Here is a 21,769-nt window from a genome sequence, read left to right as displayed (position 1 = left end):
TCTCCCTTATCCGCCGAACGCGATGGCGCGGCGCACCGCGCTCGCGACCTGGCGCGATGAGCGCTGCAGCGATTGCGGCACGCTCGCGCCCCTGGGCGAGACCACCTGGATCGCGACTTTCACGTCGCGTCCGCCGCCATTCTCCGATGCCGGCTCGATCCGGCCCGAGGCGGTCGGCACGAACAGTTCCGGCCCCCGCTCGCCGACGACATAGCCGCGGCCGGGCGAGACATTGCCGCCGGTGGCGCGCCCCGGCAGGCCGAGCAGCGCGCCCACCGCCCCGCCCAGCACACCCGCCAGTCCGCCGCCGCCGGTCGCGCCGCCACCCAGTGAGCCGAACAGCGTCTTGACCGATTGCGCGGCGATCTCGTCAAGCGTGCCCAGCGCGACGCGCTTGAGATCGTCGAACCCCAGGCTGCCGCGCCGGATCGCGCCGGTCAGCCCGCGTTCGAGCACGTCGCCGGCGCGGGTGAAGCCGGCGACGAGATTGCCGTCCACACTGGCGCGCATCACCGCGATATCGCGGGAAAAGCCCTCGGTGCTGGCGCGCACGTCCACCAGCAGGCTGTCGATGTCATCGTCCATGTTCGTTTTCCATCAGCCGTTCGAGCGCGGCCCGGTCGAAACCGGGCGTGGCCGCTTCCGCGCCGAGCGCGAGCGCGGCGGCGAGTTCGGCGGGCGTCGCCGCCCAGAAATCGGCTGGCCGCCAGCCGAGCACCCGCGCCGCGAGGCCCGCCAGCGCCAGCGCCTGCGCGCCGAAACTTGTGGTCACACGGTGCCGCGCAGGATCTGGCGCAGCAGCGTGCGCAGCGGCGCGGCGCAGGCGGCCAGGCCTTGTCGAATGACTGCCTCGCCCACCGCCTCGCGCGTCAGGCCATCGCGATGGGCGAGGCAGTGCCAGAACAGCGCCGCCATTTCGGCAAGGCGCAGTTCGCCCGCGCCCGCACGCTCGACCAGCGAGAAGAGCGGGCCGAGTTCGTCCTCGGCAGCGACCAGCGCGGTGAAGGTGGGACGCAGGACATGCGGCGTGCCGGCGATCGTCAGCGTCGCTTCGCCGCGATGGGGATTGGCGGGGCGCTCGGTCACGCCGGGACGACCTCGCCCGAGCTTTCGAGCTGCATCGTGTAATTGCGCTCGCCGTTGAAATCGCCCGCGTAGTCGAGCCGCTGGACGAGGAAGCGGCCGCGCAGCTTCGCGCCATCCTCGAAGCTCAGCTCGTAATCGTCGATCGTGCCGGCCATGGCATTGGCGCGGACCTGGGCCTCGGCGGCACTGCCCAGGAAGATCCCCGCCGCGCTGACCGAAACCGCGCGCACGCCCGCGCCCGACAGCAGCTCGCGCCAGCCGCCGCTGGCCTTGTTGGTGATGACCACCGCGTCGCCGGTCACGCTCATCTGCGTGGTGCGCAGCCCGGCGACGGTCTGGTAGGCGGCGGGGGTGCCGCCGTCGGAAATCTTGAGAAGGAAGGCGCTGCCTTTCTGGGCGGTCATGATGGGTCTCCGTCAGGGAATGAGGGTCAGGTGGCGAGCAGCCGGAAGCGGTATTCCAGCAGGATCGCGCGCGTGCTTTCGCCGCGCTGCTCGGCGCGGGCGCGCAGGAATTGCGTGGTGACGATCGCGAAGCCCGCCTGCGCGCGCGGCAGGCTTTCGATCCGCGCCTCGATCGCGGCGACCAGCGCGGCGGCGGCGTCGGGCGTGTCGCCCCGGCAATGCAGCTCGACCGCGATGCGCACTTCGCGGCCGGTGGCGGTCTTGCAGCTCCAGTCGGTGCTGGCGCTGGCGGCGAGCGCCAGCCAGGGCGGGCTGGTGCGCGAGGGGGCTTCCTCGGTCACGGCGTTAAGCTCGCCGGCCAGCGCCGGATCGGCCGCCAGCCAGGCGACGAGGGCGGCGCGCAAGGGCACTTCCATGGGCTATCCTTTCGCGAAAAGCGGCCAGAGCAGCGCGGCGCGGCGCCATGGCGTGGCCTCGTCGCGATGGCTGAGAAGGCGCCGGGCGATCGCGGCCCGCGCCAGCGCTTGCGCGCGCGCGGTCAGCCGCGCGGCGAGGCCGGCGAAGGCCGTGTCGGCATCGGCCTCGATCATGCCAGGCGCATCCGGCGCCAGGGCCGCCACAGCGCGGCGACCGAGGCGGGCGGCAGCGGCGCGGCACCATCGCTCTCACGCTCGCGGTGCTGGTGGGCGGCCAGCCGCATCAACCCGTGGCGCAGGCTGTCGGGCAACCCGTCCCAGTCCGGCGCGAGCCCGGCGGTGAACCGCACCGCGACATGCGTTGCCGCGCCAGCTTCCAGCAGCCGCACGCGGCCGGCGCCATCGGCGTCCAGTTCGAAGTCGTAAGTGCCGGTCGTCAGGATGAAACGGTCGCCGCTCGCGGTCACGCCATCCAGCGCGGTGATCGCCGTCACCGGGCGCGTCGCGAGCGAGCGCCAGCCAGCGCAGGCAGGCAGCATCTCCTCGCATTCCGCCTCGATCGGCATGAGCCCGGTGAAGGCTTCGCAGGTTTGGAGCGCCGCGCGCAACAGTGCCGTGAGCGGGGCGTCGTCCTGCGTGGTGGTGATGCCGAGCCACTGCTTCAGCTCGGCGAGCGCCGAGGACGGAAGCGCGGGTGGCGAGAGGATGACCCGCTGCATGGGGATCTCCGATCAGGTTGCCGGGAAGGGCGGAAATACGGGGTTTCGCACCCGCGCCGCGGAGAAGGTGCGACGGCGCGGGTGCGAAGGTTCGGCCGTCCGTCAGGCCGAAATCTTCAACAGCTTGATCGCGTCGGAATCGAGCACTTGCCCGCCGATCCGCTTGGTCGCGTAGAAGTGGACGAAAGGCTTGTTGGTGAACGGATCGCGCAGGATCGTCGTCGCGCTGCGTTCGGCGATGAGGTAGCCGGCGCGGAAATTGCCGAAGGCGATCGGGAAGGCATCGGCGGCGATATCGGGCATGTCCTCGGCCTCGACCACCGGATAGCCGAGCAGGCGGTTGGGCTGGCCTTCCATCAGGCCCGGCTGCCACAGGAACGACCCGTCGCTGGCCTTGAGCTTGCGCACTTCGGCCAGCGTCGCCGAATTCATCACCCAGCTCGCGCCTTGCCGGTGACCGGCCTTGAGCGAATGGACGAGGTCGATCAGGGTCAGCTCGGGCGCGGTATCGAAGCCGTCGGCATCGCCTGAGACGATATACTGCAGCGTGCCGAAAGTGCGCGTGGCATCGCCAACGGCGTTGTTCGGCGCCGAAAGGAAGCCCTTGGGCTGGTTGATGCCGCTGCCGCCGACGAAGGCCGCGCCTTCGGCCCGGGCGAATTCCATCGCGATCTCGTCGGCCAGCCACGACTGCACGTCGAACGCGACATCGTCGAGCATCGCCTGGCTCGCCGCCGGATTGGCGTAGAGCTCGCCCGAGGGCGGAGCGATCTCGGCGAAGCTGGGGGTCGCGGTGGCCGGGCGGGCGGCGACTTCGCTGACCCAGCCCGAAGCGGTGCCGCCGGTAGTGACGAGCTTGCGATAGCCTGCCGTGCCGGTCTGCACCACCTGGGCGATGGCGCGGATCGGGCTGATGTTCCTGAGCCGGGCGGAAATCAGCGCGTCGATCTCGCGCGGGACGGCATAGCCGCCGTCCGCCGGCACCGCGCCGGACAGCGATTTCAGTTCGGCTTCGCGGCCATGGCGCAGATAGCCGTCGACGAAGCCTTTCACTTCGGGGCTGGCGGGCGCGCTCGCGCCTTCGATCACGGGGCGGGCGGCGGCGCGCGAGACGCGGTCGAGCCGGGCCTTCACGTCATCGACATCGCCGCGCAGCGCCTCGACGGCCTGTTCGGTCGCGTCCTGCCGCGCGACAAGGTCGAAGGAGGCGTCGAACGCTTCGACCGGTGGGGTCATTTCCATGGGGCATTCACCTTTCACGAAAAAGGCCGCCCCAAAGGCGGCCGGGAGAGTTTCTGCGGATTTGCGGAATGCAGCTAGGCGATCAGGTGGACGCGTGCGCCGTGCTGCATCGGGTGGGTGACGAGGCTGACTTCGAACAGCTCGATGTCCGTCAGTTCGCGGCCCTCGACGGTGTGGCGGCCGCCGCGCGCGCGATAGCCGAAGCTGAGGCCGGTAAGCGCGCCGCGTTGCAGCGCCTGTCCCGCAGCGCCTTGCGGATTGTCGAGCGAGGCCACGATGCGCAGGCCGCGCGCGTCCTCGGCGATGGTCTCGACCCAGCCGATGCGGATATCGGCGCGGTGCTGCCAGAACAGCGGGACGGGATCGCGCCGTTCGGCCAGCGTGCGCGCGAACGCGCCCTGGCGGATCAGGTCACGGCCGGCGTCGCGCTTGCCGAACAGCGCGGCGTAGCCCGCGAAACGCAGTCGCCTGTCCTGAGCTTGAGGCAGGATCATTGCAGCAGCCCCGTCGCGCCGAAGCGCACGGCCAGGCCCAGCAGCAGCAGCGCCAGCAGCCCGCGCACGATCCAGCCGATCACCGCCGAACGCGCGCTGGCCTTGGCGTCGCGCCAGGCGCGCAACAACTCGCGCAGCTCCGAAAGATCGCCCGGCGCGCGTTCGTCGTCGAGGCCGATGTGCGTCAGCATCCGCTGCGCGCCGAGCTCGCTGGCTTCCTCGACGATCGCGCGCAAGGTCACGAGATCGCCGCCGTCGTCAGCCGCCTGCGCCAGCAGGCCGGCCAGCATGTCGTTCTGGCTCATGGGTCAGTCCTCCGTTTGACCGCGCCGCGCGGCGGTGCGCTCGGGCAGGCCGAGCAGCGCGCGCTTCTCGTCGGCGTCGAGGAAATCGGCGGTGCCGACTTGTGCCCAGAGCCGTTCGCGATCCTCCGACAGTGCCGGCACCCGGTCGAGATCGATGGCGAGGCGCTCGTCGGGAAACCACGGCGCCAGCCCTTCGCCGATCGCGGCGAAGAGCTTGGCGGCGAGCGGCAGCAGCGTCAGCCGCCACAGCGCGCGGTTGGCCTCTCGGTAATTGGCGTAAGTCGAATCGCCCGGCAGGCCGAGCAGCATCGGCGGCACCCCGAAGGCGAGCGCGATGTCGCGCGCGGCGGCGGCCTTGAGCGTGGCGAAATCCATGTCGGCCGGGCTCAGCGACAGCGATTGCCACTTGAGCCCGCCTTCGAGCAGCATCGGCCGCCCGGCGTTGCCCGATCCGGCGAACGCGCGCGCCAGTTCGTCGCGCAGCCGGTCGAACTGGTCGGCGGTCAGCGTCTGGCCGTCGCCCGCGTCGTAGACCAGTGCGCCCGAGGGCCGGGCCGCGTTTTCGAGGAGCTGGCGGTTCCATTCGGCGGCGGCGTTGTGGATCGCCACCGCCTCGTCGGCGGCGGCCAGGCAGCCCGCGCCGTAATGGTCATCGGCCGGATGGAAGTGGCGGATGTGGATCAGGTTGGGCGAAGCGTCCTCGTCGAGCAGCGGGATCGTCAGCTGCCGGCCGGCCACCGCATAGGCATAGGCCGTCGGCCAGCCATCGGCGCCGGCCACCACGGTGACGCGTTCGGGCCGCAGCGCGAACAGCTCGGCCGGCTTGCCGCGCGCGTCCTTCAGCACCTGGACATAGGCATTGCCGTGCAACAGCAAGTGCGAGGCCAGCGTTTCCAGCAGCGACTGGCCCGCGCTCGTCTCGTTGACCAGCGCGGTGAGTTTGGGGTCTGCCGGCCGCAGCGGCGCGCCGGCGATGCCTTCGGCCACCAGCCGCACCGCGCGCTGCGCCACCGGGTTTTCCAGATAGGCGCGCCGCACCGCCGCGTGATAGTCGAACGGGCCGCGTCCGCCGCCGGGATCGGCGAAGAACCACGGCGATGCCGGGCCGCGCGCCAGCGGCACGCGGTCGCCCCCGCCCTTGAAGGCGGCGACGAGCGTATCGATGAAGGACATGGATTTCCTTTCCGATTGCGGGAAGTTCAGCCGACCCAGACGCGCGGGGCCGACGGACGGTTGAGCATCAATTCGGTCAGCGCCCAGACGAGCGCGTCGGCGCGGTCGGGCGAGCGGCCGGGGCCTTGGTAAGCGCCGCCGGCCATCAGGCCGCACAGTTCGTCTTCCAGCGCCGGGAACAGCCCGGCGTGCTTGACGCGGCCGGCTTCGTAAAGCGCGGCGACCGGCTCGGCGCGCGCGCACTTGCCGCGGCTGGCGTGGACCAGCCGGACCGGTAGCGCGATCTCGGCGGCCCGCAGCACGCTTTCGACCATCGCGCCGCCCTGGTTCGCCTCGGCGACGACGCGGTCGGCGCTCCACATGGCAGCGGCGGTCGCCACGGCGCGCGCCCAGCGTTCGGGGCTGGCGCGCATGACCGAGGCATCGGCCAGCACATGGCCCACGCCGCCCGCGTCGATCGCGGCGACGACGATGCCACAGGCATCGCCTTGCGCCGAAGCGGGCGGATCGACGCCGATGACCACCCGCGCGGCCTCGGGCGCTGCCGCCACCCGGCTCGCTTCGAGCAGCGCGCGGGTCCAGAGCGCGCCGGGCAAGTCGGCGATCAGTTCGCCATCGAGCTCCTGCCTACCGAGCAGCGACTTGCCGAAAGTCCGGCGCATGTCCTTGAGGAAGCGCGCCGGCAAGTTGTCGGCATTCTCCTCGCTGCGCCCGTGCGTGGTCGCGACCATGCCCGGCGGCTCGGCCAGCAGGCGCTGGACCAGCGGCACCGCGCGCGGCGTGGTGGTCGCGACAAGGCGCGGGGTGTCGCCCAGCCGCAGGCCCAGCAGCAGGTTGTCCCAGGCCGCCAGGGCCCGGCCGTTGGCGTTCTCCCACTTGGCGATCTCGTCGCACCAGGCGTGGCTGTGCTGCGGGCCGCGCAGCGCTTCGGGCTCGCCCGCCGAATAGAGCATGGCCTGCGCGCCGTTGGCCCAGGTCAGCCGCCGCAACGAAGGCTCGAACACCGGGCGGCGGCGCGCGGGGCTCACCGCGAGCAGCCCGCTTTCGCCCTCGACCATGACCGCGCGTGCTTCGCCCAGCGAGGCCGCGACCAGCGCGATCCGCGCCTGCGGATCGGCGCTGGCGACGGCGCGCACCCATTCGGCCCCGGCGCGGGTCTTGCCGAAGCCGCGCCCGGCCATGACCAGCCAGACGCGCCAGTCGCCCGGCGGGGCAAGCTGTTCGCGGCGTGCCCAGAGCTGCCAGTGCGTCGCCAGTTCCTCCTGCTCCCGCTCGCTGAAGCGGGCGAGGGCACGGCGCCGATCCTCGGGCGGCAGCGCCAGCAGCCCGGCCAACCGCTCAGTCCGCGTCATCGGCTTGCCGTTTCGCCAGCTTCAGCGCGCGCTCGCGCATCCGGTCCAGCTTGGCGTTGATCCCTTCCAGGATCGCATCGGCATTGCGGTTTTCCAGGATCGCCCGCTGCCGCGCGGCCGTTTCGCGATGGATCGTCAGCAGGCGGAAAGCGGTGCCGTTGTCGAACACCCGCGTGCCGCGCCGGGCCCCGGCGGCGGGCTTGACTTCGCCTTCGCGCAGCCGCTGGAGCAAGTGCATTTCAAGGTGGTCATACCCTTCGCACAGCGCTTCCTGCCAGTTGCGGTAGAATTCGGGGTCCTGCCGCCGCGCCTCGTAGGCGGTCGACGGGGCGATCCCGGCCTTGCGGGCCGATGCCGCGACGTTGGACGTGGCGGCCAGTTCATCAAGGAACGTCTTGCGCCAATCCTTCGGCGCGGCCGGCTGGCCCGCGCGCGACCGCGCGCCCCGGCCGGGCTGGGTCTTGTCCGCCATTATCGAAATGTTCCGCTGGGTGAGGGGGGGAAAGCGAAGGGGCCGGCGACTCGGTCCATCGCGATCTTCCTTGTATGTACCGGATGAGCGTGACGATGTCAAGAATTAATAACCAAATAGGTTATATGGGTGCGACCGGGCGATCCGCCGCGCCTATCGCGCGCTTGCCGCCCGCGCGGCGGGACTCTAAGCACGCGGGCTCACCGGGCCTTTTGGGAAAACACGATGTTGCGGCGCCTCTACGACTGGACCATGGCCAAGGCGTCGCACCCGCACGCGACCTGGTGGCTGGCCGCATTCGCCTTCATGGAAGCCAGCTTCTTTCCCGTGCCGCCGCATCCGCTGCTGGGCCTGATGTGCCTGGCCGAACCGAAGAAGGCGGTGCGTTTCGCCGCGGTGGCAACGCTGGCCTCGGTCGTGGGCGGGCTGCTGGGCTATGCCATCGGCCATTTCGCCTATGAGGCGTTCGGCCAGGCGCTGCTGCGCGCGCTGGGCCTGGCCGAAAGCTTTCCCCAGGCGGCCTGCTACTTGCGCGAATACGGGGCGGAGATCATCGTGGTGAAAGGCGCCACGCCGATCCCGTTCAAGCTGCTGACGATCACCGCCGGGTTCATCGGCATGAACCTGGCCGTGTTCATCGGCGCGAGCGTGGTCTCGCGCTCGATCAGCTTCATGATCGTGGGCGTGCTGTTCCGCCTGTTCGGCGCGCCGATCAAGGCGATCATCGACAAGCATCTGGGCAAGGTGACGGTGGCCTTCGTCGCACTGGTGCTCGCCGGCTTCGTCGCGGCGACGCTGCTGAGCGGCGGCGGGGAAGAGACCAGCGAGAAGTGCCGGGCGGCCACCGCGATTCCCGCGCCTTCGCTTTAGCCAATCTCCTGCGCGAGTTGCCGGGCGCCATCGCGCAGCATCTCGCCGATCGCGTCGCGCCGCCCCGGCGCCAGCCGCTCGGCCGGGCCGGTCAGCACCAGCGATCCCGCCGGCAAGCCGTCGCCCCCCAGGATCGCCGAGGCCATCGCCACCGCGCCGGGCTGGATCTCCTCGTCATTGACGGCAAAGCCGCGCGCGCGGGTCCGGGCGAATTCCCGGCGCGTCGCGGCGGACAGCGGCGTGCCCAGCAGCCGTTCCTGCTCGGATTCGGGCAGGAAGGGCAGCACCGCGCGCGCCGTGGCGCTGCCGTGCATCGGGATGACGATGCCGATCGCCGGCACCATGCGCAGCAGGTGATGGCTTTCGGCCGCGCCCAGAACGACGAAGTGATCGTCGTCCGGCACGGCGAGATAGGCGGTCTCGCCCGTGGCGGTGCGCAGGCGTTCCAGGATCGGCGCGGCGCGCAGGCGCAGGCTGTCGTTGCTGTGCGGCGGGCGGGCCAGCGTCAGGATATGCGGCGTCAGTTCCCATTGCCCGCCGGTGCCGGGAGCAGGACGGATCCAGCCGGCATCGGCCAGCGTCATCAGGTCGCGCTGCATCGCGCTCTTGTCGGCATCGAGCAGGCGCGCGAGCGCGCTGACGCCGAGCGGCTGGGCCCGGGCGATCGCTTCGAACACCGCCAGCATCCTGGTTGCGCTGCTGCTGCGCTTGACGGCCACCCCGACTCCCGCGTATCATGTCACAATCCGATAAGATGTATTACTATGTAATACCATTGACAATCGAATTCGCGGATATGGGAGATGGTCTATGGCACTGGCGGATGTTCGGCCCTTGCAGGAGGGTTTGCCCTTCGGCGTGCGCATTGGCGCGCTGACTCTGGAAATCCTTGAGGATCCGGCGATCCGCAAGGAGATCGACGATTTGTTCATCGCGCACGGCATGATCGTGTTCGAGGATGTGGAGCAGTCCGACGAGATGCAGCTCGCGCTCAGTTCCTGCTTCGGCCCGCTCAAGGAGCATCCGGTCAAGGCGGTCAGCCGCGTCGATTCGAACCGCCTGCCCGGCGTGATCGAAATCCGCAGCCGGCGTGGGCAAGGCGTGGTCGAAGTGGAGGGCAAGCAGCTTTCGCACTGGCTGCCCTGGCATTTCGACCATTGCTATAACGACGAGTTGAACCGCGCCGGCGTGCTGCGCTCGGTCGAACGGGTGGAGGAAGGTGGCATCACCGGCTTCATGGACGGCGTGGCGCTTTACGCGGCGTTCCCCGACGATCTGCGGCGGCGGATCGAGGGACGCGAAGTGATCTACACGCTCAGCACCCAGTACGACGAGCTGAAGTTCGGCCGGCCGGAGCATTACGCGATGATCGAGCCCAAGCCGTCGAGCCCCGAATTCAAGGCGCAGGCGGCATCGATGCCGCGCGCGATCCATCCCGCGGTCTGGACCCGGCCGACCGGCGAGAAAGTGCTCCACGTCTCCAACTACATGGCGCAAGGCCTGGTCGGCGAGGAGAACGCCGGGGGCGACGCGCTGCTGGAAGAGGTGTGCCAGACGATCAACCGCCTGGGCGGCACCTGCAGCTATCACCACAAGTGGCGGCCCAGCGACATGGTGATCTGGGACAATACCCGGATGCTCCACTGCGTTTCGGGCAACAACCCGGATGAGGAACGGCTGATGTATCGCACCACCATCGCGGGCGATTATGGCCTGGGCCGCTGGGAACAGGCGCCGGCCAGCCCCGCCACCGCCGATGCCATGGCCTGACTCGCGCGGCGCAGGCAATAGGCCGGAACCGCGCAAACGACGGTGCCGGCTTGCCTTTGGCCCGCGTTCCCTGCGATGAGGCGGGAAACCAAGGGGAGAGGACATTGGCGAAGATCGAGGTCAACGGGCTCGAACTCGACTACGAGCTGATCGGTGACGAGAACGCGCCGCCGCTGGTGCTGACGCCGGGCGGCCGCTATCCGCGCGACACGGCGGGCGTGCCCGAACTGGGCCAGCTGCTGGCCGATGGCGGCTATCGCGTGCTGCTGTGGGACCGGCCGGGCTGCGGTGCATCCGACATCGCGTTCACCGCGCCATCCGAATCGGTGATGAACTGCGAGGCGCTGGTCGGGCTGGTCCAGGCGCTGGGCCTCAGGGACATCAGGGTGGTCGGCGGCTCGGCGGGATCGCGCATCAGCCTGATGGCCGCCGCGCGGATGCCCGAGAACGTGCGCAAGATCGCCATCTGGTGGATCAGCGGCGGGCCGGTGGGGCTGGCGGGCCTGGCCTGGTTCTACTGTGGCGACCAGATCGCCGCCGCTTCGAAAGGCGGGATGGAGGCGGTGGTCCAGCTTCCCAGCTGGGCCGAGCAGATCGCGCGCAACCCCCGGATTCGCCAGATCCTGCTGGCGCAGGATCCGGACGCATACATCGACACGATGCAGCGCTGGGGCAAGGCTTTCGCCTATTCCGACGAATCGCCCGTGCCCGGCCTGGGCGAGGCCGATTTCGCCCGGCTGGCCATGCCGATCATGGTCTTGCGCAGCGGCAAGAGCGACATGGCCCACACCCGGCGCACGTCCGAATGGGTGCACGAACTGCTGCCCAATTCCACCATGGTTGAGCCGCCGTGGGGCGATCAGGAATGGAACTATGTTTCCACCTTCCCGATCGACACGGCCAACCGGCGCGGCCGGTTCGAGCGTTGGCCCTTGCTCGCGCCGATGCTGCTCGATTTCCTCAAGGACTGATCGCGATGGATGCGCAACTGGAACGCCGCTTGCGCGAACTGCTCGATCGCGATGCGATCTGGCAAGTCATGCAGCGCTACGCCCGCGGGCTCGACCGGCTGGACAACGAACTGGCGCGATCGTGCTATTGGGGCGATGCGATCGAGGATCACGGCCATTTCGTCGGCACGCCGGACGATTTCATCCAGTGGGCGGACGGCACCACGCTGCGCTTCGCCAGCACCGCGCACGGCCTGCTCAACCATAGCTGCGACTTGCAGGGCGACGATGCCTATTGCGAGACGTACTATACCTTCACCGGCCTGGCGCCCGAGCCGCCGCACCTGATGTCCACCGGGCGCTACATCGACCATTTCCAGAAACGCGATGGCGAATGGCGGATCGCCAACCGGGTGTGCATCATCGAGACGCAATACGAATTGCGCGATTACGAACCATCGAAACAGATGCCGTCCGCATACACCGCCGACGCGCCTTGCCAGGCCAGCCGCGACCGTGAGGATGTGAGCTATCACCGCCCGCCCGTGCCGCGCCGGCCCCGGATCTGATCCGCCGGACCGCGCCTATGTCACTCGACTTGCCGGCAATTCGTCAGCCGGGGCCCTCTTGACTGGTGTCCGCGTTGTGTCATCTTTTCTTCGCTGCGCTGCAACAACAGAGCGGCGCGAAGGAGGGCTATGGCTGGTCAGACAGGCGCAAGTCGCGATTTCATCAGGCAACTCGAAGGCTACGGGCTTTCGACCGTCGAAATCCACTATTTCCTGCCCGATCACCCCAGGCTGATCCAGCTTTTCGCCTTCCAGCAGTATGACGTCGCCCCGCGCTTTCCGGTGCTCAAGGATTTCCTCGATTACTGGCGGCGCGAGATCGAAGGGCCGCTGCATTCGGTCCGCGTCGCGCACCAGCACCTGATCGGGCCGAGCGAGTGGCGCGCGGTGGACGGGATCATCGCGATCCACTGACCGGGCGAGGGCAGGCCCGACCCGGTGTTCAGATGATCCCGGTCGCCTTGCCGGCCCGTTCGAACATGCCGATGATCTGCCCGACCTGCTCGGCCGAATGCTCGGCGCACAGCGAGCAGCGCAGCAGCGTCATGTTCGCGGGCGTTGCCGGCGGACGGGCGAGGTTCACATAGAGCCCCTCGTGCAGCAGCGCTTCCCACATCGCCGCGCCGCGCTCCAGATCGGGCATGATCACCGAGATGATCGCGCTTTGCGGTTCCTGCGTGCCAAGCTGGAAGCCGGCGTCCTTCAGCCCCTTGTGCAGCGTGCGTGAATTTTCCCAGAGATGCGCGCGCTTGTTGCCGGCGTGCATCAGCTTGCGGATCGAGGTGTAGGCCGTCGCCACCACGCTGGGCGGCAGGCTGGCGGTGAAGACGTAAGGGCGGCAGACCAGCCGCAGGATCTCGAACTTGGGGTGGTTGGAAACGCAGAAGCCGCCAACCGTGCCGACGCTCTTGGAAAAGGTGCCGATGACGAAATCGACCTGGTCGAGCACGCCCTGGTCCTCGGCCACGCCGCGCCCGTTGGGGCCGATGAAGCCCATCGAATGCGCCTCGTCCACCAGCACCATCGCGCCATTGGCCTTGGCGACCGCGATCATCTGCCTGAGCGGGGCGATATCGCCCAGCATCGAATAGACGCCTTCGAGCACGACCAGCTTGCCGGCGCCTTCGGGAATGCGCTTCAGGCGCTTTTCCATCGCCTCGATGTCGTTGTGCCTGAACGGCACGACTTCGGCGTCGCCCATCTTGCAGCCGTCCCAGATCGAGGCGTGGCTGTCGATATCGAGCACGATGTAATCGCCCTTGCCGGCGATCGTGCTGATGATGCCCAGGTTCGCCTGGTATCCGGTGGAGAACACCATAGCGTGCTGCATGTCGTAGAAATCGCACAGCGCCTGCTCGACCTGCTTGTGGCCCAGGTATGTGCCGTTGAGCACGCGGCTGCCGGTGGTGCCCGATCCGAAATCGGTCAGCGCCTGCCGGCCGGCCTCGATCACGTCGGGATCGAAGGTCATGCCCATGTAGTTGTAGGTGCCCAGCAGGATCGTCTCGCGCCCGTTGCAGATCGCCACGGTGGGCGAGCAGACCCGCTCCATGACCAGGCCGAACGGGTCTTCGACGCCCGACGCCAGCAGATCGGCGCGCATCTGGATCAGCGGATCGAACCTGGAGAACAGGTCGGGCGCCCCGGCCGCCGTATCCAGCGGGGGGGCGGGCTGGTTGATCGCTTCGCTCATGGTTCCGGTCCTCAGCCCTGCAGCTTCACGACGGCATCGACCAGCTGGCCGTAAGTCTCGATCTCGGCCTGCTGGTTCATCGAGATGATGATGTCGAACTCGTCCTCGATCGCGGCGACGAAATCCATCACCGTCAGGCTGTCGAACTCCAGATCATCGGTGAAGCGCGTTTCGCTGGCGATGGCGATGCCCTTCTTGTTGAAGGGTTCGATCAGCGCGGCGATGCGGGCCGAAGTGGCGGCGCGGTCCATGTCAGAAACTCCGATATCGTGTCGCGGCTCTCTGGCCGGGAATTGGGGCGCAAAAGCGGCGGGCAAGTTTCATGTCAAGCTCACGCGCGGATCAGCGCCTTGACGGCGGCCATGAACGGCCCGATCGACACCGGCTTGGCCAGATAGCTGTCGGCGCCGGCATCGCGGATGCGCTCTTCGTCGCCCTTGCCGGCATAGGCGGTGACGGCCAGCACCGGAATCGATCGCAGCACGGCGTCCTTCTTGGCCGCCTCGATCAGGTCCAGGCCCGAGACGTTGGGAAGCTGGATGTCCATGATGATGAGGTTGGGCACGAACTGGCGCGCGCGTTCCAGCGCATCAAGCCCGTCGGCAACGGGTTCGACCGCATAGCCCTGGCTCTTGAGCACATCGCAGAAGAGCCTTCGGTTGAGATCGTTGTCCTCGACAACGAGGATTCGCTTTGCCATTCGCTTCCCGGACACCATGTTGGGGTCGCAACCGCTCTATGGCACGCAAGCGAGGCTGACAATTCTTCCAGAGCCGCCATCCCCCGCGCCGGATTCGTCAGGCGATCCGCAGGCGCTGGCGCTGAACGCACTCGGCTGGGTGCTGGGCGACGGCGATCGCGCCGCGCGCTTCCTGGCGCTGACGGGGCTGACGCCCGATGCCTTGCGCGCCTCGCTGGGCGAGCCGGCGACGCTGGGCGCGGTGCTCGATTTCCTCTGTGCGCACGAGCCCGATCTGATGGCCGCCGCCCAGGCGCTGGGGGTGGAGCCCCGGGCCCTGGCCCTGGCGCGCGAAAGGCTGGCGTCATGAGCCGGCCGCTGATCGTTTCGGACTGCGACGAAGTCCTGCTCTACATGGTCACGCCTTTCCGTGACTGGCTGGCCGAGGAGCAGGGCGTCGATTTCACCATGGCGGGCAACGATTTCGCCCGGGCCATGCGCCACCGCGACAGCGGCGCGCCGGTTGCCGAGGACGAGATCTGGCGCTTGCTCAACCTGTTCTTCGACGGGCAGATGCATCGCCAGTCCCCGGTTGCCGGCGCGGTCGAGGCGATTGCCCGGCTGGGCGAGCACGCCGATATCGTCGTGCTGACCAATCTCAAGGATTTCCGCCAGGAAGCGCGCACCCGCCAGCTTGCCGAACACGGCATCCCCTTGCGCGTCTTTACCAACCAGGGCCCCAAGGGCCCCGCGCTCAAGGCGATTCTCGACGAATACGCGCCCAGCCGGGCGATCTTCATCGACGATCTGGCCCAGCACCACGATTCGGTTTCGGAAAGCGCGCCGCATGTCGCGCGCCTGCACTTGTGCGCCGAACCGAAACTGGCGCCGCATATCGCCTGCGCCCATGCCGCCGGCCACGCCCATGCCCGGATCGACGATTGGGCGATCGCGCTGCCCTGGCTGCTCGACAGGCTTCACCACGAAAAGGAAACGGACGAAATATGAGCGATAGCGCGATCGAAGCGAAACTGGCCGAACTCGGACTGGTCCTGCCCGCGGCGGCGGCGCCGGTGGCGGCCTATGTGCCGGTCGTCGTCGCCGGGGGGCTGGCGCACGTATCGGGGCAATTGCCCTTCATCGGCGGCCAGCTCGTGACCGGCCGGCTGGGCGAAAGCGTCGCGGTGGAAGACGGGGCCCAGGCGGCGCAGGCCTGCGCGCTGATGATCCTGGCGCAGCTCAAGGCCGCGCTGGGCTCGCTCGACCGGATCGAGCGCGTGGTCAAGCTGGGCGCCTTCGTCAGCTCGACCGGCGATTTCACCGATCAGCCCAAGGTCGCCAACGGCGCCTCGGAACTGATGGTGGCGGTGTTCGGCGATGCCGGCAAGCACGCCCGCAGCGCGGTCGGCGTGCCGGTGCTGCCGCTGGGCGCCGCAGTGGAGGTGGATGCGATTGTCGCTGTTCGCCCTGCTTGACCGTTGGGCGGCCCCGCCGCCGAAGCCGGGCAAGATCGCCTGGATCGGTGAGTGGACTTATGCCCATCGTGGGCTGCATGGGGCCGGCGTGCCGGAAAACTCGCGCGCGGCTTTCGCCGCCGCGATGGCGCGCGGCCTTGGCATCGAATGCGATGTGCAGCGCACCAGCGACGGGCAGGCGATGGTGTTCCACGACTGGGATCTGGACCGGCTGACCGGCGAGCATGGCCCTGTCGCCAAGCGCAGCGCGCACGATCTGGGACTGCTGCGCCTTCAGGGCGGCGCGGAGACGATCCCCACGCTGCGCCAGGTGCTCACGCTGGCCGGCGGGGCCGTGCCGGTGCTGATCGAGGTCAAGTCGAACGAGGATACGCGCGTGCCGGCGCTGTGCCTGGCGGTGCGGCGCGTGCTGGAAGGCTATACCGGCCCGCACGCGGTGATGAGCTTCGATCCGCGCGTCTCGCGCTGGTTCTTCCGCCATTCGCCGCACACCGTGCGCGGGCTGGTGGTTTCCGAAGGCGATGACAAGGCGCTGCCCGGCATGGTCCGCCGCCGGCTGGCGCTGTGGCACGCGCGGCCCGATTTCCTGGCTTATGACATTCGCGACTTGCCCAGCCGATTCGCCGCCGGCCAGCGCCGCCGGGGCCTGCCGGTCGCGAGCTGGACGGTGCGCTCGCCCGAGCATCGCGCGCGGGCGCAAGCCCATGCCGATGCCCCGATCGCGGAAGGGCAGGGGCTGGAGGCGGCCCCGTGAGTGTTCTGGCGTGAGTGGGCCGGCATGAGTGTGCTGGCGTGAGCGAGGGCGATTTCGTCGCGAAGATGGCCGGCTCGGTCGGCGCGCTGCCCGCGGGCGAATGGGATGCGCTGACCGACGGCGGCAATCCCTTCGTCGGGCACGACTTCCTGGCGGTGATGGAGGAATCGGGCAGCGTCGGCGGGCGCAGCGGCTGGCTTCCCGCGCCGATCGTGATCGAAACGCCCGATGGCCGGATCGCGGGCGCCTTGCCGGCCTATCTGAAGGAACACAGCCAGGGCGAATATGTCTTCGATCACGCCTGGGCCGATGCCTGGCACCGCGCCGGCGGGACATATTACCCCAAGCTGCAGATATCCGTCCCCTTCACGCCCGCCACGGGCCCGCGCATCCTGACGCGGCAACCCGAACTGGCGCGGCCGCTGCTGCGCGCGGCTGAAGCGCTCTGCGCGCAGAACGGCCTGTCGTCCGCGCACGCGACGTTCATCGAGCCCGCGCAAGTGCCGCTGTTCGAGGACGCCGGCTGGCTGATCCGCGAGGATATCCAGTTCCACTGGGAAAACCGGGGCTATGCCAGCTTCGACGATTTCCTGGCCGCGCTGTCCTCGCGCAAGCGCAAGGATATCCGCAAGGAACGGGCCAAGGCGCAGGAAGGGCTGGACATCCGCGCGTTCAGCGGCGCCGCGATCGAGCCCTGGCACTGGGATGCCTTCTGGCGGTTCTATCAGGATACCGGGCAGCGCAAATGGGGCCAGCCCTATCTCACGCGCCAGGCCTTCACCCTGCTGGGGGAGCGGATGGCCGACAAGATCCTGCTGCTGCTGGCCTTCGAGGAAGGGGAGCCGATCGCCGGCGCGCTGAACTTCATCGGCGCCGAGGCGCTCTATGGCCGCTATTGGGGCGCGACGGTGGAGAAGCCGTTCCTCCATTTCGAGCTGTGCTATTATCAGGCGATCGACGCGGCGATCGCGCTGGGGCTCTCACGCGTGGAGGCCGGCGCGCAGGGCGGGCACAAGCTGGCCCGGGGATACGAGCCGGTGCGCACGGTCTCGGCGCATTACATCGTGCACGAGGGGTTTCGCGAGGCGGTGGCCGATTTCCTGGAACGCGAACGCTCGGGCGTCCAGCAGGACCAGCTCTGGCTCGGCAGCCGCACGCCGTTCCGCAAGGAGGGATAGGCCCCTCGCGGGCTTGTCGCCGTGGCGGTTCAGGCGGCGCGGCGGCTTGATGTGGAAAGCCACTCGCGCGCGCGGCGCTGGGCTTCGGCGATCTCGCGCGCGGTCATTTCCTCGGAAATCTCCGCGCGGCACATCTGGGCTTCCTCGTGCCCGGCGACAGCGGCCAGATTGAACCACTTGTGCGCTTCGATCAGATCGCACGGCGCGCCGTGGCTGCCGGTCGAAAAAGCGACGCCAAGGTCGAAATAAGCGGAAATCTCGCCTTGCGCGGCCGCGCTCAGGCAGCTTGCCACCAGCATGTCCTCGGCCGCGAATTCGCCCGCGCTGCCCGCGCCGGCCAGGTTCTCTCGATTGATCCAGACAGTACGCATTGGTCTTGCCCCCCGGTGGCCCAGGCACACAAAGCCCGCCCCCACGCGGAAACCTGGCCCGATCGTGGTCAACAAATGGTTAACGCCGCGCGAAAAATCGCGGTGCTAGGCAATGTCCCGATCCCGGCCCTTAAGGTTTTTCGTGCAGGAAAAACGCGGAACGCTTGTGCCTCCAACGGCGGGGAATTATAGGCGCGGCAACCACGGATCGCAGGGGTTGCCGGGAATACCCGGAGCAGCAGGGCGATCGTGATCCGGGGCGGACTTGTGCGGAGTTTCTCTGAATGGCATCTGCCCTTACTGACGAAATTGATATTCTGGCCAAGGCGAAGCGGGAAATCGGCGGGGCCTATGTCCCGTCCGAGGACGAGCCCTATATGTCCGAGGCCCAGCAGGACTACTTTCGAAAGCTGCTCATGGCGTGGAAAAAATCCATTCTGGATGCTTCGGCGGGAACGCTGCAGCAGCTTCAGGATGGCCCGATCCGTGAGCCCGATCTTAACGATCGCGCTTCGAGCGAGACCGACTGGGGCATCGAACTGCGCACGCGCGACCGGCAGCGCAAGCTGATCGCCAAGATCGATTCGGCGCTGCGCCGCATCGAGGAAGGCGAATACGGCTTCTGTGAAGTGACGGGCGAACCGATCGGTCTTGGCCGCCTGATCGCCCGGCCGATCGCGACGATGACGGTCGAGGCGCAGGAAGCGCACGAGCGGCGCGAGAAGGTTTCGCGCGACGATTGATCCGTCCCGCCCGCGCGGCGCATCGGCGTTCGCGCGGGCGGCTCCGGGCATCGGTGCGGCGGCATCGCCGCGCCCCGGTGCGCGGGACGGGAAGGCGCCGGCAACCACGCGGGCCAGGCTGGATGCGACAGTTTCCCTGTCATTAAGTCTTTCTTTGCCTGTTTGGTCTATCCGGTTGTGTGGAAACGTGCGCGGCGTCCGTCTGGCGGCGCGCCCGATTGGCAACCCGACGAGGCACCGGACGAAGCACATGGACGGGAATGACAATAGGCACATCGCGCGCGACAGCCTGTTTCTCATGGCCGACTTGCGCATCGCCGGGCTGGACGGCGAACACCGCATCAAGGTGCGCAACCTCTCGGCCGGCGGGATGATGGGCGAAGGCCCGGTGCGCGTGCATCGCGGCGCCGTGGTGGAAGTGAACATCCGCAATGTCGGCTGGGTCGAAGGTTCGGTCGCCTGGGTGCAGGACACGCGTTTCGGCATTGCCTTTCGCGAGGAGATCGACCCCAAGATCGCGCGTGAGCCCGTGGGGCAGAGCGGCGATGAGGGGCACACTCCGCGCTTCACCCGCGTGCCGATCGCATCCACCCGAAACGGATCGGTCCTGCGCAAGATCTGAAGCGGCCGCTCGCCGGTTTGCGCCATCGCCGAAATGGACTAGGCCATCGGGCATGTCCGCGTTGCCCAAAGTCCCGCGCCTGACGGCCTGCCTGGCCGCGCTGTTGCTGGCCGCTTGCGGTTCCAGCGACAATTCGCGGCTGGAACTGGTGGTGATTGGCGAGCCCAGCGATCCGTTCGAAGGCGGAATGCGGCTTTCGCTGGCCGGCCAGCTCGCACGTGCCTCGATTATCGAGGGGCTGGTCGCTTTCGACGAGCAGGGCCGGGTGATTCCCGCGCTGGCCGATCGCTGGATCGTCACCGATGACGGGCAGAGCTACATCTTCCGCCTGCGCGACGGCGATTGGCGCAATGGCGAGCCGATCACCGCGCCATCGGCCAAGGAAGCGCTGGACCGCGCGCTGCGCAACTTGCGCGGTACGTCATTGGGCCTCGATCTGGCGGGCATCGACGAAGTGCGGGCCATGGCCGGGCGCGTCATCGAGATCCGCCTGCGCCGGCCGATGCCGCACTTGCTGCAATTGCTCGCCCAGCCCGAACTGGGCCTGCTGCACGATGGCATGGGCGCCGGGCCCATGGTGCTCGACCGCGAGATCGACAGCGCGGTGTTCACCCCGATCGAACCGTCGCGACTCGGCCTGCCCGCGATCAAGGACTGGGACGAGCGCACGCGCCAGCTCAGCATGTCCGCCTTGCCCGGCGCGGCGGCGATCGACCGCTTCAACCAGGGCGAGGCCGATCTGGTGCTGGGCGGGCAGATCCAGGATTTTCCGCGCACCAGCTCGGTCGGCATCCTGCGCGGCACGATCAAGCTGGACCCGGTGACCGGGCTGTTCGGCCTGCAAGTGATGAACGACACGGGGTTCCTGGGCGATTCGGCCAATCGCGAGGCGCTGGCCATGGCGATCGATCGCGACGCGCTGATCGCCCCGTTCGGCGTGGGCGGCTGGGTGCCTTCCACGCGCGTGGTCTCGCCCGGCCTCGAAGGCGATATCGGCACGATTGGCGAGCGCTGGCCGGAACAATCGCTGGAGGAACGCCGCAAGGTCGCCGCCGCGCGCGTCGCCCGCTGGCACGCGCAGCACGGCAAACCGGCGCTCGCGGCGGGCAAGCGCCCCGGCGCGAGGCCTGCCGCGAAGCCGGCCGCCGGCGCGCCATCGGCCCGGAACGCGCGGCAGGGCCAGAGCCCGGCGCGGCCAGCCGAAGCCCTGCGGCTGAGCGTGTGGCTGCCCGCCGGCCCCGGATCGGACATGCTGTTCACCCGCATCGCGCAGGATCTTGCCGCGATCGGCGTCACCGCCGTGCGCGCGCCGGAAGACGAGACGGGCGACTTGCGCCTGATTGACGACGTGGCGCGTTATCCGCGCGCGGCGTGGTATCTCAATCGCCTGTCCTGCGCGGTGAAGCGCGGCCTGTGCGCCGCCGATGCCGATGCCCTTGTCACCCAGGCGGGGGACACTACCGATCCGGCCGAACGGGCCGCCTTGCTGACCGAGGCCGAGGCGGAGCTGACCTCGGCCAATGTCTATATCCCGTTCGGCGCGCCGATCCGCTGGTCGCTGGTGCGCGGCAATGTCAGCGGCTTTGCCACCAATGCCTGGGCCTGGCACCCCTTGATGCCGCTGGCCTGGCTGCCCAAATGATGTCCGGCGGGTTTGCCGCTGGATGGAGTTGACCGGATTGGCGATACAGCAGGATGCGGTTCGGCGGATGCCGATCGAGTTACCCCTCGGCACCGATGCGATGTCGGTCCGCCAGCGCGTCGAAGTGCTGGAAAAGGTGCTGGAACGCGCCTTCACCATCCCCGGCACGCGCCAGACGATCGGCCTTGATGCCGTGGTCGGGCTGGTGCCGGTGGCCGGGGACGTGATTTCGGCCGTGCTGGGGCTCTACCTCGTGTGGGAAGCGCGCAATCTGGGCATGTCGAAGTTCCAGCTGGCCCGGATGCTGGGCAATGTCGGCTTTGATGCGATGGTCGGCGCGGTGCCTTTCGCGGGCGATCTATTCGACTTCGTGTTCCGTTCGAACAGCCGCAACTTGCGCATCGTGCGCAGGCATCTCGACAAGCATCACCCCCACACCCGCGTCATCGACGCCTAGAATCGGATTCGGCGAGGCTGAATCAGAGCGGTGCCGAATCAGGCTCCGGGGTCCGATCTCACCAGGACGGCGCCAACTTCCCTATCCGTCCTGCCCCATGCGCGCTATGGCGCGCGCATGAGAGAGGCATGTCTATTGGCGGTGTTGCTGGCGCTGGCCGGCTGCGGCAAGGCGGACAACGAGCCCGGCCCCGGCGGCGTCACCGTGGGCGAGGCGCGCGCGCTCGATGAAGCGGCGGCCATGCTCGACCAGCGCCGCCCGCCCGCCGAAGCGTTGCGGCCGACCGCACGCGAGGCGCCGATGCCCGAGGTGTCCGATACCGGCGAATGATGC

General features: G+C 68.7%; 33 protein-coding genes. 15 read left to right on the top strand and 18 right to left on the bottom strand.

Annotation, left to right across the window (positions count from 1 at the left end):
- Window positions 1-6 precede the first annotated feature (6 nt).
- From PYV00_RS03635 to PYV00_RS03575, 13 genes are all read right to left on the bottom strand, one after another.
- Window positions 7-585 carry a tail tape measure protein gene (locus PYV00_RS03635; protein ID WP_275226891.1) on the bottom strand — a complete coding sequence of 193 codons (579 nt, stop codon included), beginning with the start codon at window positions 583-585 and terminating at the stop codon, window positions 7-9.
- On the bottom strand, window positions 575-772 hold the full coding sequence (locus tag PYV00_RS03630; RefSeq protein WP_275226890.1) for a phage tail assembly chaperone: 198 nt from the start codon (window positions 770-772) through the stop codon (window positions 575-577). The genes PYV00_RS03635 and PYV00_RS03630 overlap by 11 nt, the downstream gene beginning before the upstream one ends.
- Complete coding sequence (locus tag PYV00_RS03625) at window positions 769-1,086, bottom strand: gene transfer agent family protein (RefSeq protein WP_275226889.1); 318 nt, start codon at window positions 1,084-1,086, stop codon at window positions 769-771. The genes PYV00_RS03630 and PYV00_RS03625 overlap by 4 nt, the downstream gene beginning before the upstream one ends.
- A complete protein-coding gene (locus tag PYV00_RS03620; protein ID WP_275226888.1) occupies window positions 1,083-1,490 on the bottom strand; it encodes a phage major tail protein, TP901-1 family in 408 nt (135 codons plus the stop codon). The genes PYV00_RS03625 and PYV00_RS03620 overlap by 4 nt, the downstream gene beginning before the upstream one ends.
- Window positions 1,491-1,516: 26 nt before the next feature.
- Window positions 1,517-1,906, bottom strand: a complete 390-nt coding sequence (gene gp17 / locus PYV00_RS03615) for a tail completion protein gp17 (RefSeq protein WP_275226887.1) — start codon at window positions 1,904-1,906, stop codon at window positions 1,517-1,519.
- A gap of 3 nt (window positions 1,907-1,909) precedes the next feature.
- The gene (locus PYV00_RS03610) at window positions 1,910-2,080 is read right to left on the bottom strand and encodes a hypothetical protein (protein WP_275226886.1); all 171 of its coding nucleotides are present in this window, start codon (window positions 2,078-2,080) and stop codon (window positions 1,910-1,912) included.
- Entirely contained in the window at window positions 2,077-2,625 is a 549-nt protein-coding gene (locus PYV00_RS03605) for a head-tail connector protein (protein WP_275226885.1), read from the bottom strand. Before PYV00_RS03605 ends, PYV00_RS03610 begins: the two co-directional genes overlap by 4 nt.
- Window positions 2,626-2,727: 102 nt before the next feature.
- Complete coding sequence (locus tag PYV00_RS03600) at window positions 2,728-3,867, bottom strand: phage major capsid protein (RefSeq protein ID WP_275226884.1); 1,140 nt, start codon at window positions 3,865-3,867, stop codon at window positions 2,728-2,730.
- Between the two features lie 74 nt (window positions 3,868-3,941).
- Complete coding sequence (locus PYV00_RS03595) at window positions 3,942-4,361, bottom strand: HK97 family phage prohead protease (protein WP_275226883.1); 420 nt, start codon at window positions 4,359-4,361, stop codon at window positions 3,942-3,944.
- Window positions 4,358-4,666: a DUF6127 family protein gene (locus PYV00_RS03590; protein ID WP_275226882.1), complete on the bottom strand. Its 309-nt coding sequence runs from the start codon at window positions 4,664-4,666 to the stop codon at window positions 4,358-4,360. The genes PYV00_RS03595 and PYV00_RS03590 overlap by 4 nt, the downstream gene beginning before the upstream one ends.
- Window positions 4,667-4,669: 3 nt before the next feature.
- Complete coding sequence (locus PYV00_RS03585; RefSeq protein WP_275226881.1) at window positions 4,670-5,839, bottom strand: phage portal protein; 1,170 nt, start codon at window positions 5,837-5,839, stop codon at window positions 4,670-4,672.
- 26 nt (window positions 5,840-5,865) lie between these two features.
- Entirely contained in the window at window positions 5,866-7,191 is a 1,326-nt protein-coding gene (locus tag PYV00_RS03580; protein ID WP_275226880.1) for a DNA-packaging protein, read from the bottom strand.
- Window positions 7,178-7,663, bottom strand: a complete 486-nt coding sequence (locus PYV00_RS03575) for a hypothetical protein (protein ID WP_275226879.1) — start codon at window positions 7,661-7,663, stop codon at window positions 7,178-7,180. The genes PYV00_RS03580 and PYV00_RS03575 overlap by 14 nt, the downstream gene beginning before the upstream one ends.
- A 225-nt stretch (window positions 7,664-7,888) precedes the next feature.
- Between PYV00_RS03575 and PYV00_RS03570 the strand changes: the two genes are divergently transcribed.
- Complete coding sequence (locus PYV00_RS03570) at window positions 7,889-8,533, top strand: YqaA family protein (protein ID WP_275226878.1); 645 nt, start codon at window positions 7,889-7,891, stop codon at window positions 8,531-8,533.
- On the opposite strand, the gene PYV00_RS03565 is transcribed toward PYV00_RS03570, so the two are convergent.
- Window positions 8,530-9,252 carry an IclR family transcriptional regulator gene (locus PYV00_RS03565; protein ID WP_275226877.1) on the bottom strand — a complete coding sequence of 241 codons (723 nt, stop codon included), beginning with the start codon at window positions 9,250-9,252 and terminating at the stop codon, window positions 8,530-8,532. The genes PYV00_RS03570 and PYV00_RS03565 overlap by 4 nt on opposite strands.
- A gap of 91 nt (window positions 9,253-9,343) precedes the next feature.
- Here PYV00_RS03565 and PYV00_RS03560 point away from each other — a divergent pair, with 91 nt between their 5' ends.
- From PYV00_RS03560 to PYV00_RS03545, 4 genes are all read left to right on the top strand, one after another.
- Window positions 9,344-10,303, top strand: coding sequence for a TauD/TfdA dioxygenase family protein (locus PYV00_RS03560; protein WP_275226876.1), 960 nt, complete (start codon window positions 9,344-9,346; stop codon window positions 10,301-10,303).
- A gap of 104 nt (window positions 10,304-10,407) precedes the next feature.
- Entirely contained in the window at window positions 10,408-11,274 is an 867-nt protein-coding gene (locus PYV00_RS03555; protein ID WP_275226875.1) for an alpha/beta fold hydrolase, read from the top strand.
- Window positions 11,275-11,279: 5 nt separating this feature from the next.
- Window positions 11,280-11,822 carry a nuclear transport factor 2 family protein gene (locus PYV00_RS03550; protein ID WP_275226874.1) on the top strand — a complete coding sequence of 181 codons (543 nt, stop codon included), beginning with the start codon at window positions 11,280-11,282 and terminating at the stop codon, window positions 11,820-11,822.
- A 129-nt stretch (window positions 11,823-11,951) separates the two neighbouring features.
- Window positions 11,952-12,236 carry an usg protein gene (locus PYV00_RS03545; protein WP_275226873.1) on the top strand — a complete coding sequence of 95 codons (285 nt, stop codon included), beginning with the start codon at window positions 11,952-11,954 and terminating at the stop codon, window positions 12,234-12,236.
- A gap of 28 nt (window positions 12,237-12,264) precedes the next feature.
- On the opposite strand, the gene spt is transcribed toward PYV00_RS03545, so the two are convergent.
- The 3 genes from spt to PYV00_RS03530 form a co-directional block, all read right to left on the bottom strand.
- Complete coding sequence (gene spt, locus PYV00_RS03540; protein ID WP_275226872.1) at window positions 12,265-13,515, bottom strand: serine palmitoyltransferase; 1,251 nt, start codon at window positions 13,513-13,515, stop codon at window positions 12,265-12,267.
- An 11-nt stretch (window positions 13,516-13,526) separates the two neighbouring features.
- Window positions 13,527-13,766, bottom strand: a complete 240-nt coding sequence (locus PYV00_RS03535) for an acyl carrier protein (protein WP_275226871.1) — start codon at window positions 13,764-13,766, stop codon at window positions 13,527-13,529.
- Between the two features lie 80 nt (window positions 13,767-13,846).
- Window positions 13,847-14,215 (bottom strand): response regulator, encoded by a 369-nt coding sequence (locus PYV00_RS03530; RefSeq protein ID WP_275226870.1) that lies wholly within the window; start codon window positions 14,213-14,215, stop codon window positions 13,847-13,849.
- Window positions 14,216-14,231: 16 nt separating this feature from the next.
- Here PYV00_RS03530 and PYV00_RS03525 point away from each other — a divergent pair, with 16 nt between their 5' ends.
- Genes PYV00_RS03525 through PYV00_RS03505 form a run of 5 tightly spaced genes read left to right on the top strand, consistent with a single transcriptional unit; the run spans window position 14,232 to window position 17,601 of the window.
- Window positions 14,232-14,564, top strand: a complete 333-nt coding sequence (locus PYV00_RS03525; protein WP_275226869.1) for a DUF3572 domain-containing protein — start codon at window positions 14,232-14,234, stop codon at window positions 14,562-14,564.
- Complete coding sequence (locus tag PYV00_RS03520; protein WP_275226868.1) at window positions 14,561-15,202, top strand: HAD family hydrolase; 642 nt, start codon at window positions 14,561-14,563, stop codon at window positions 15,200-15,202. Before PYV00_RS03525 ends, PYV00_RS03520 begins: the two co-directional genes overlap by 4 nt.
- Window positions 15,199-15,669 (top strand): RidA family protein, encoded by a 471-nt coding sequence (locus tag PYV00_RS03515; RefSeq protein ID WP_275226867.1) that lies wholly within the window; start codon window positions 15,199-15,201, stop codon window positions 15,667-15,669. The genes PYV00_RS03520 and PYV00_RS03515 overlap by 4 nt, the downstream gene beginning before the upstream one ends.
- Window positions 15,641-16,423, top strand: a complete 783-nt coding sequence (locus PYV00_RS03510) for a glycerophosphodiester phosphodiesterase family protein (RefSeq protein WP_275226866.1) — start codon at window positions 15,641-15,643, stop codon at window positions 16,421-16,423. Before PYV00_RS03515 ends, PYV00_RS03510 begins: the two co-directional genes overlap by 29 nt.
- A gap of 38 nt (window positions 16,424-16,461) precedes the next feature.
- Complete coding sequence (locus tag PYV00_RS03505) at window positions 16,462-17,601, top strand: GNAT family N-acetyltransferase (RefSeq protein ID WP_275226865.1); 1,140 nt, start codon at window positions 16,462-16,464, stop codon at window positions 17,599-17,601.
- Between the two features lie 29 nt (window positions 17,602-17,630).
- Here the strand turns inward: PYV00_RS03505 and PYV00_RS03500 are convergent, their stop codons facing one another.
- Window positions 17,631-17,972, bottom strand: coding sequence for a hypothetical protein (locus PYV00_RS03500; protein ID WP_275226864.1), 342 nt, complete (start codon window positions 17,970-17,972; stop codon window positions 17,631-17,633).
- A gap of 284 nt (window positions 17,973-18,256) precedes the next feature.
- Here PYV00_RS03500 and dksA point away from each other — a divergent pair, with 284 nt between their 5' ends.
- The 5 genes from dksA to PYV00_RS03475 all read left to right on the top strand — a co-directional run bounded on the left by dksA (window position 18,257) and on the right by PYV00_RS03475 (window position 21,766).
- The gene (dksA, locus tag PYV00_RS03495) at window positions 18,257-18,715 is read left to right on the top strand and encodes an RNA polymerase-binding protein DksA (protein WP_275226863.1); all 459 of its coding nucleotides are present in this window, start codon (window positions 18,257-18,259) and stop codon (window positions 18,713-18,715) included.
- Between the two features lie 250 nt (window positions 18,716-18,965).
- Window positions 18,966-19,337, top strand: a complete 372-nt coding sequence (locus PYV00_RS03490; protein WP_275226862.1) for a PilZ domain-containing protein — start codon at window positions 18,966-18,968, stop codon at window positions 19,335-19,337.
- A gap of 52 nt (window positions 19,338-19,389) precedes the next feature.
- A complete protein-coding gene (locus PYV00_RS03485) occupies window positions 19,390-20,979 on the top strand; it encodes an ABC transporter substrate-binding protein (RefSeq protein ID WP_275226861.1) in 1,590 nt (529 codons plus the stop codon).
- 67 nt (window positions 20,980-21,046) lie between these two features.
- Window positions 21,047-21,436 carry a DUF4112 domain-containing protein gene (locus PYV00_RS03480; RefSeq protein ID WP_275226860.1) on the top strand — a complete coding sequence of 130 codons (390 nt, stop codon included), beginning with the start codon at window positions 21,047-21,049 and terminating at the stop codon, window positions 21,434-21,436.
- Between the two features lie 117 nt (window positions 21,437-21,553).
- Window positions 21,554-21,766 (top strand): hypothetical protein, encoded by a 213-nt coding sequence (locus PYV00_RS03475; RefSeq protein WP_275226859.1) that lies wholly within the window; start codon window positions 21,554-21,556, stop codon window positions 21,764-21,766.
- The last annotated feature ends 3 nt before the right edge of the window (window positions 21,767-21,769 follow it).

Source organism: Novosphingobium album (ex Liu et al. 2023) (assembly GCF_029076845.1).
Lineage (GTDB): Bacteria > Pseudomonadota > Alphaproteobacteria > Sphingomonadales > Sphingomonadaceae > Novosphingobium.
Note: the sequence above shows the minus strand (reverse complement) of the source record. Positions and strands in the feature narration are given on the sequence as shown.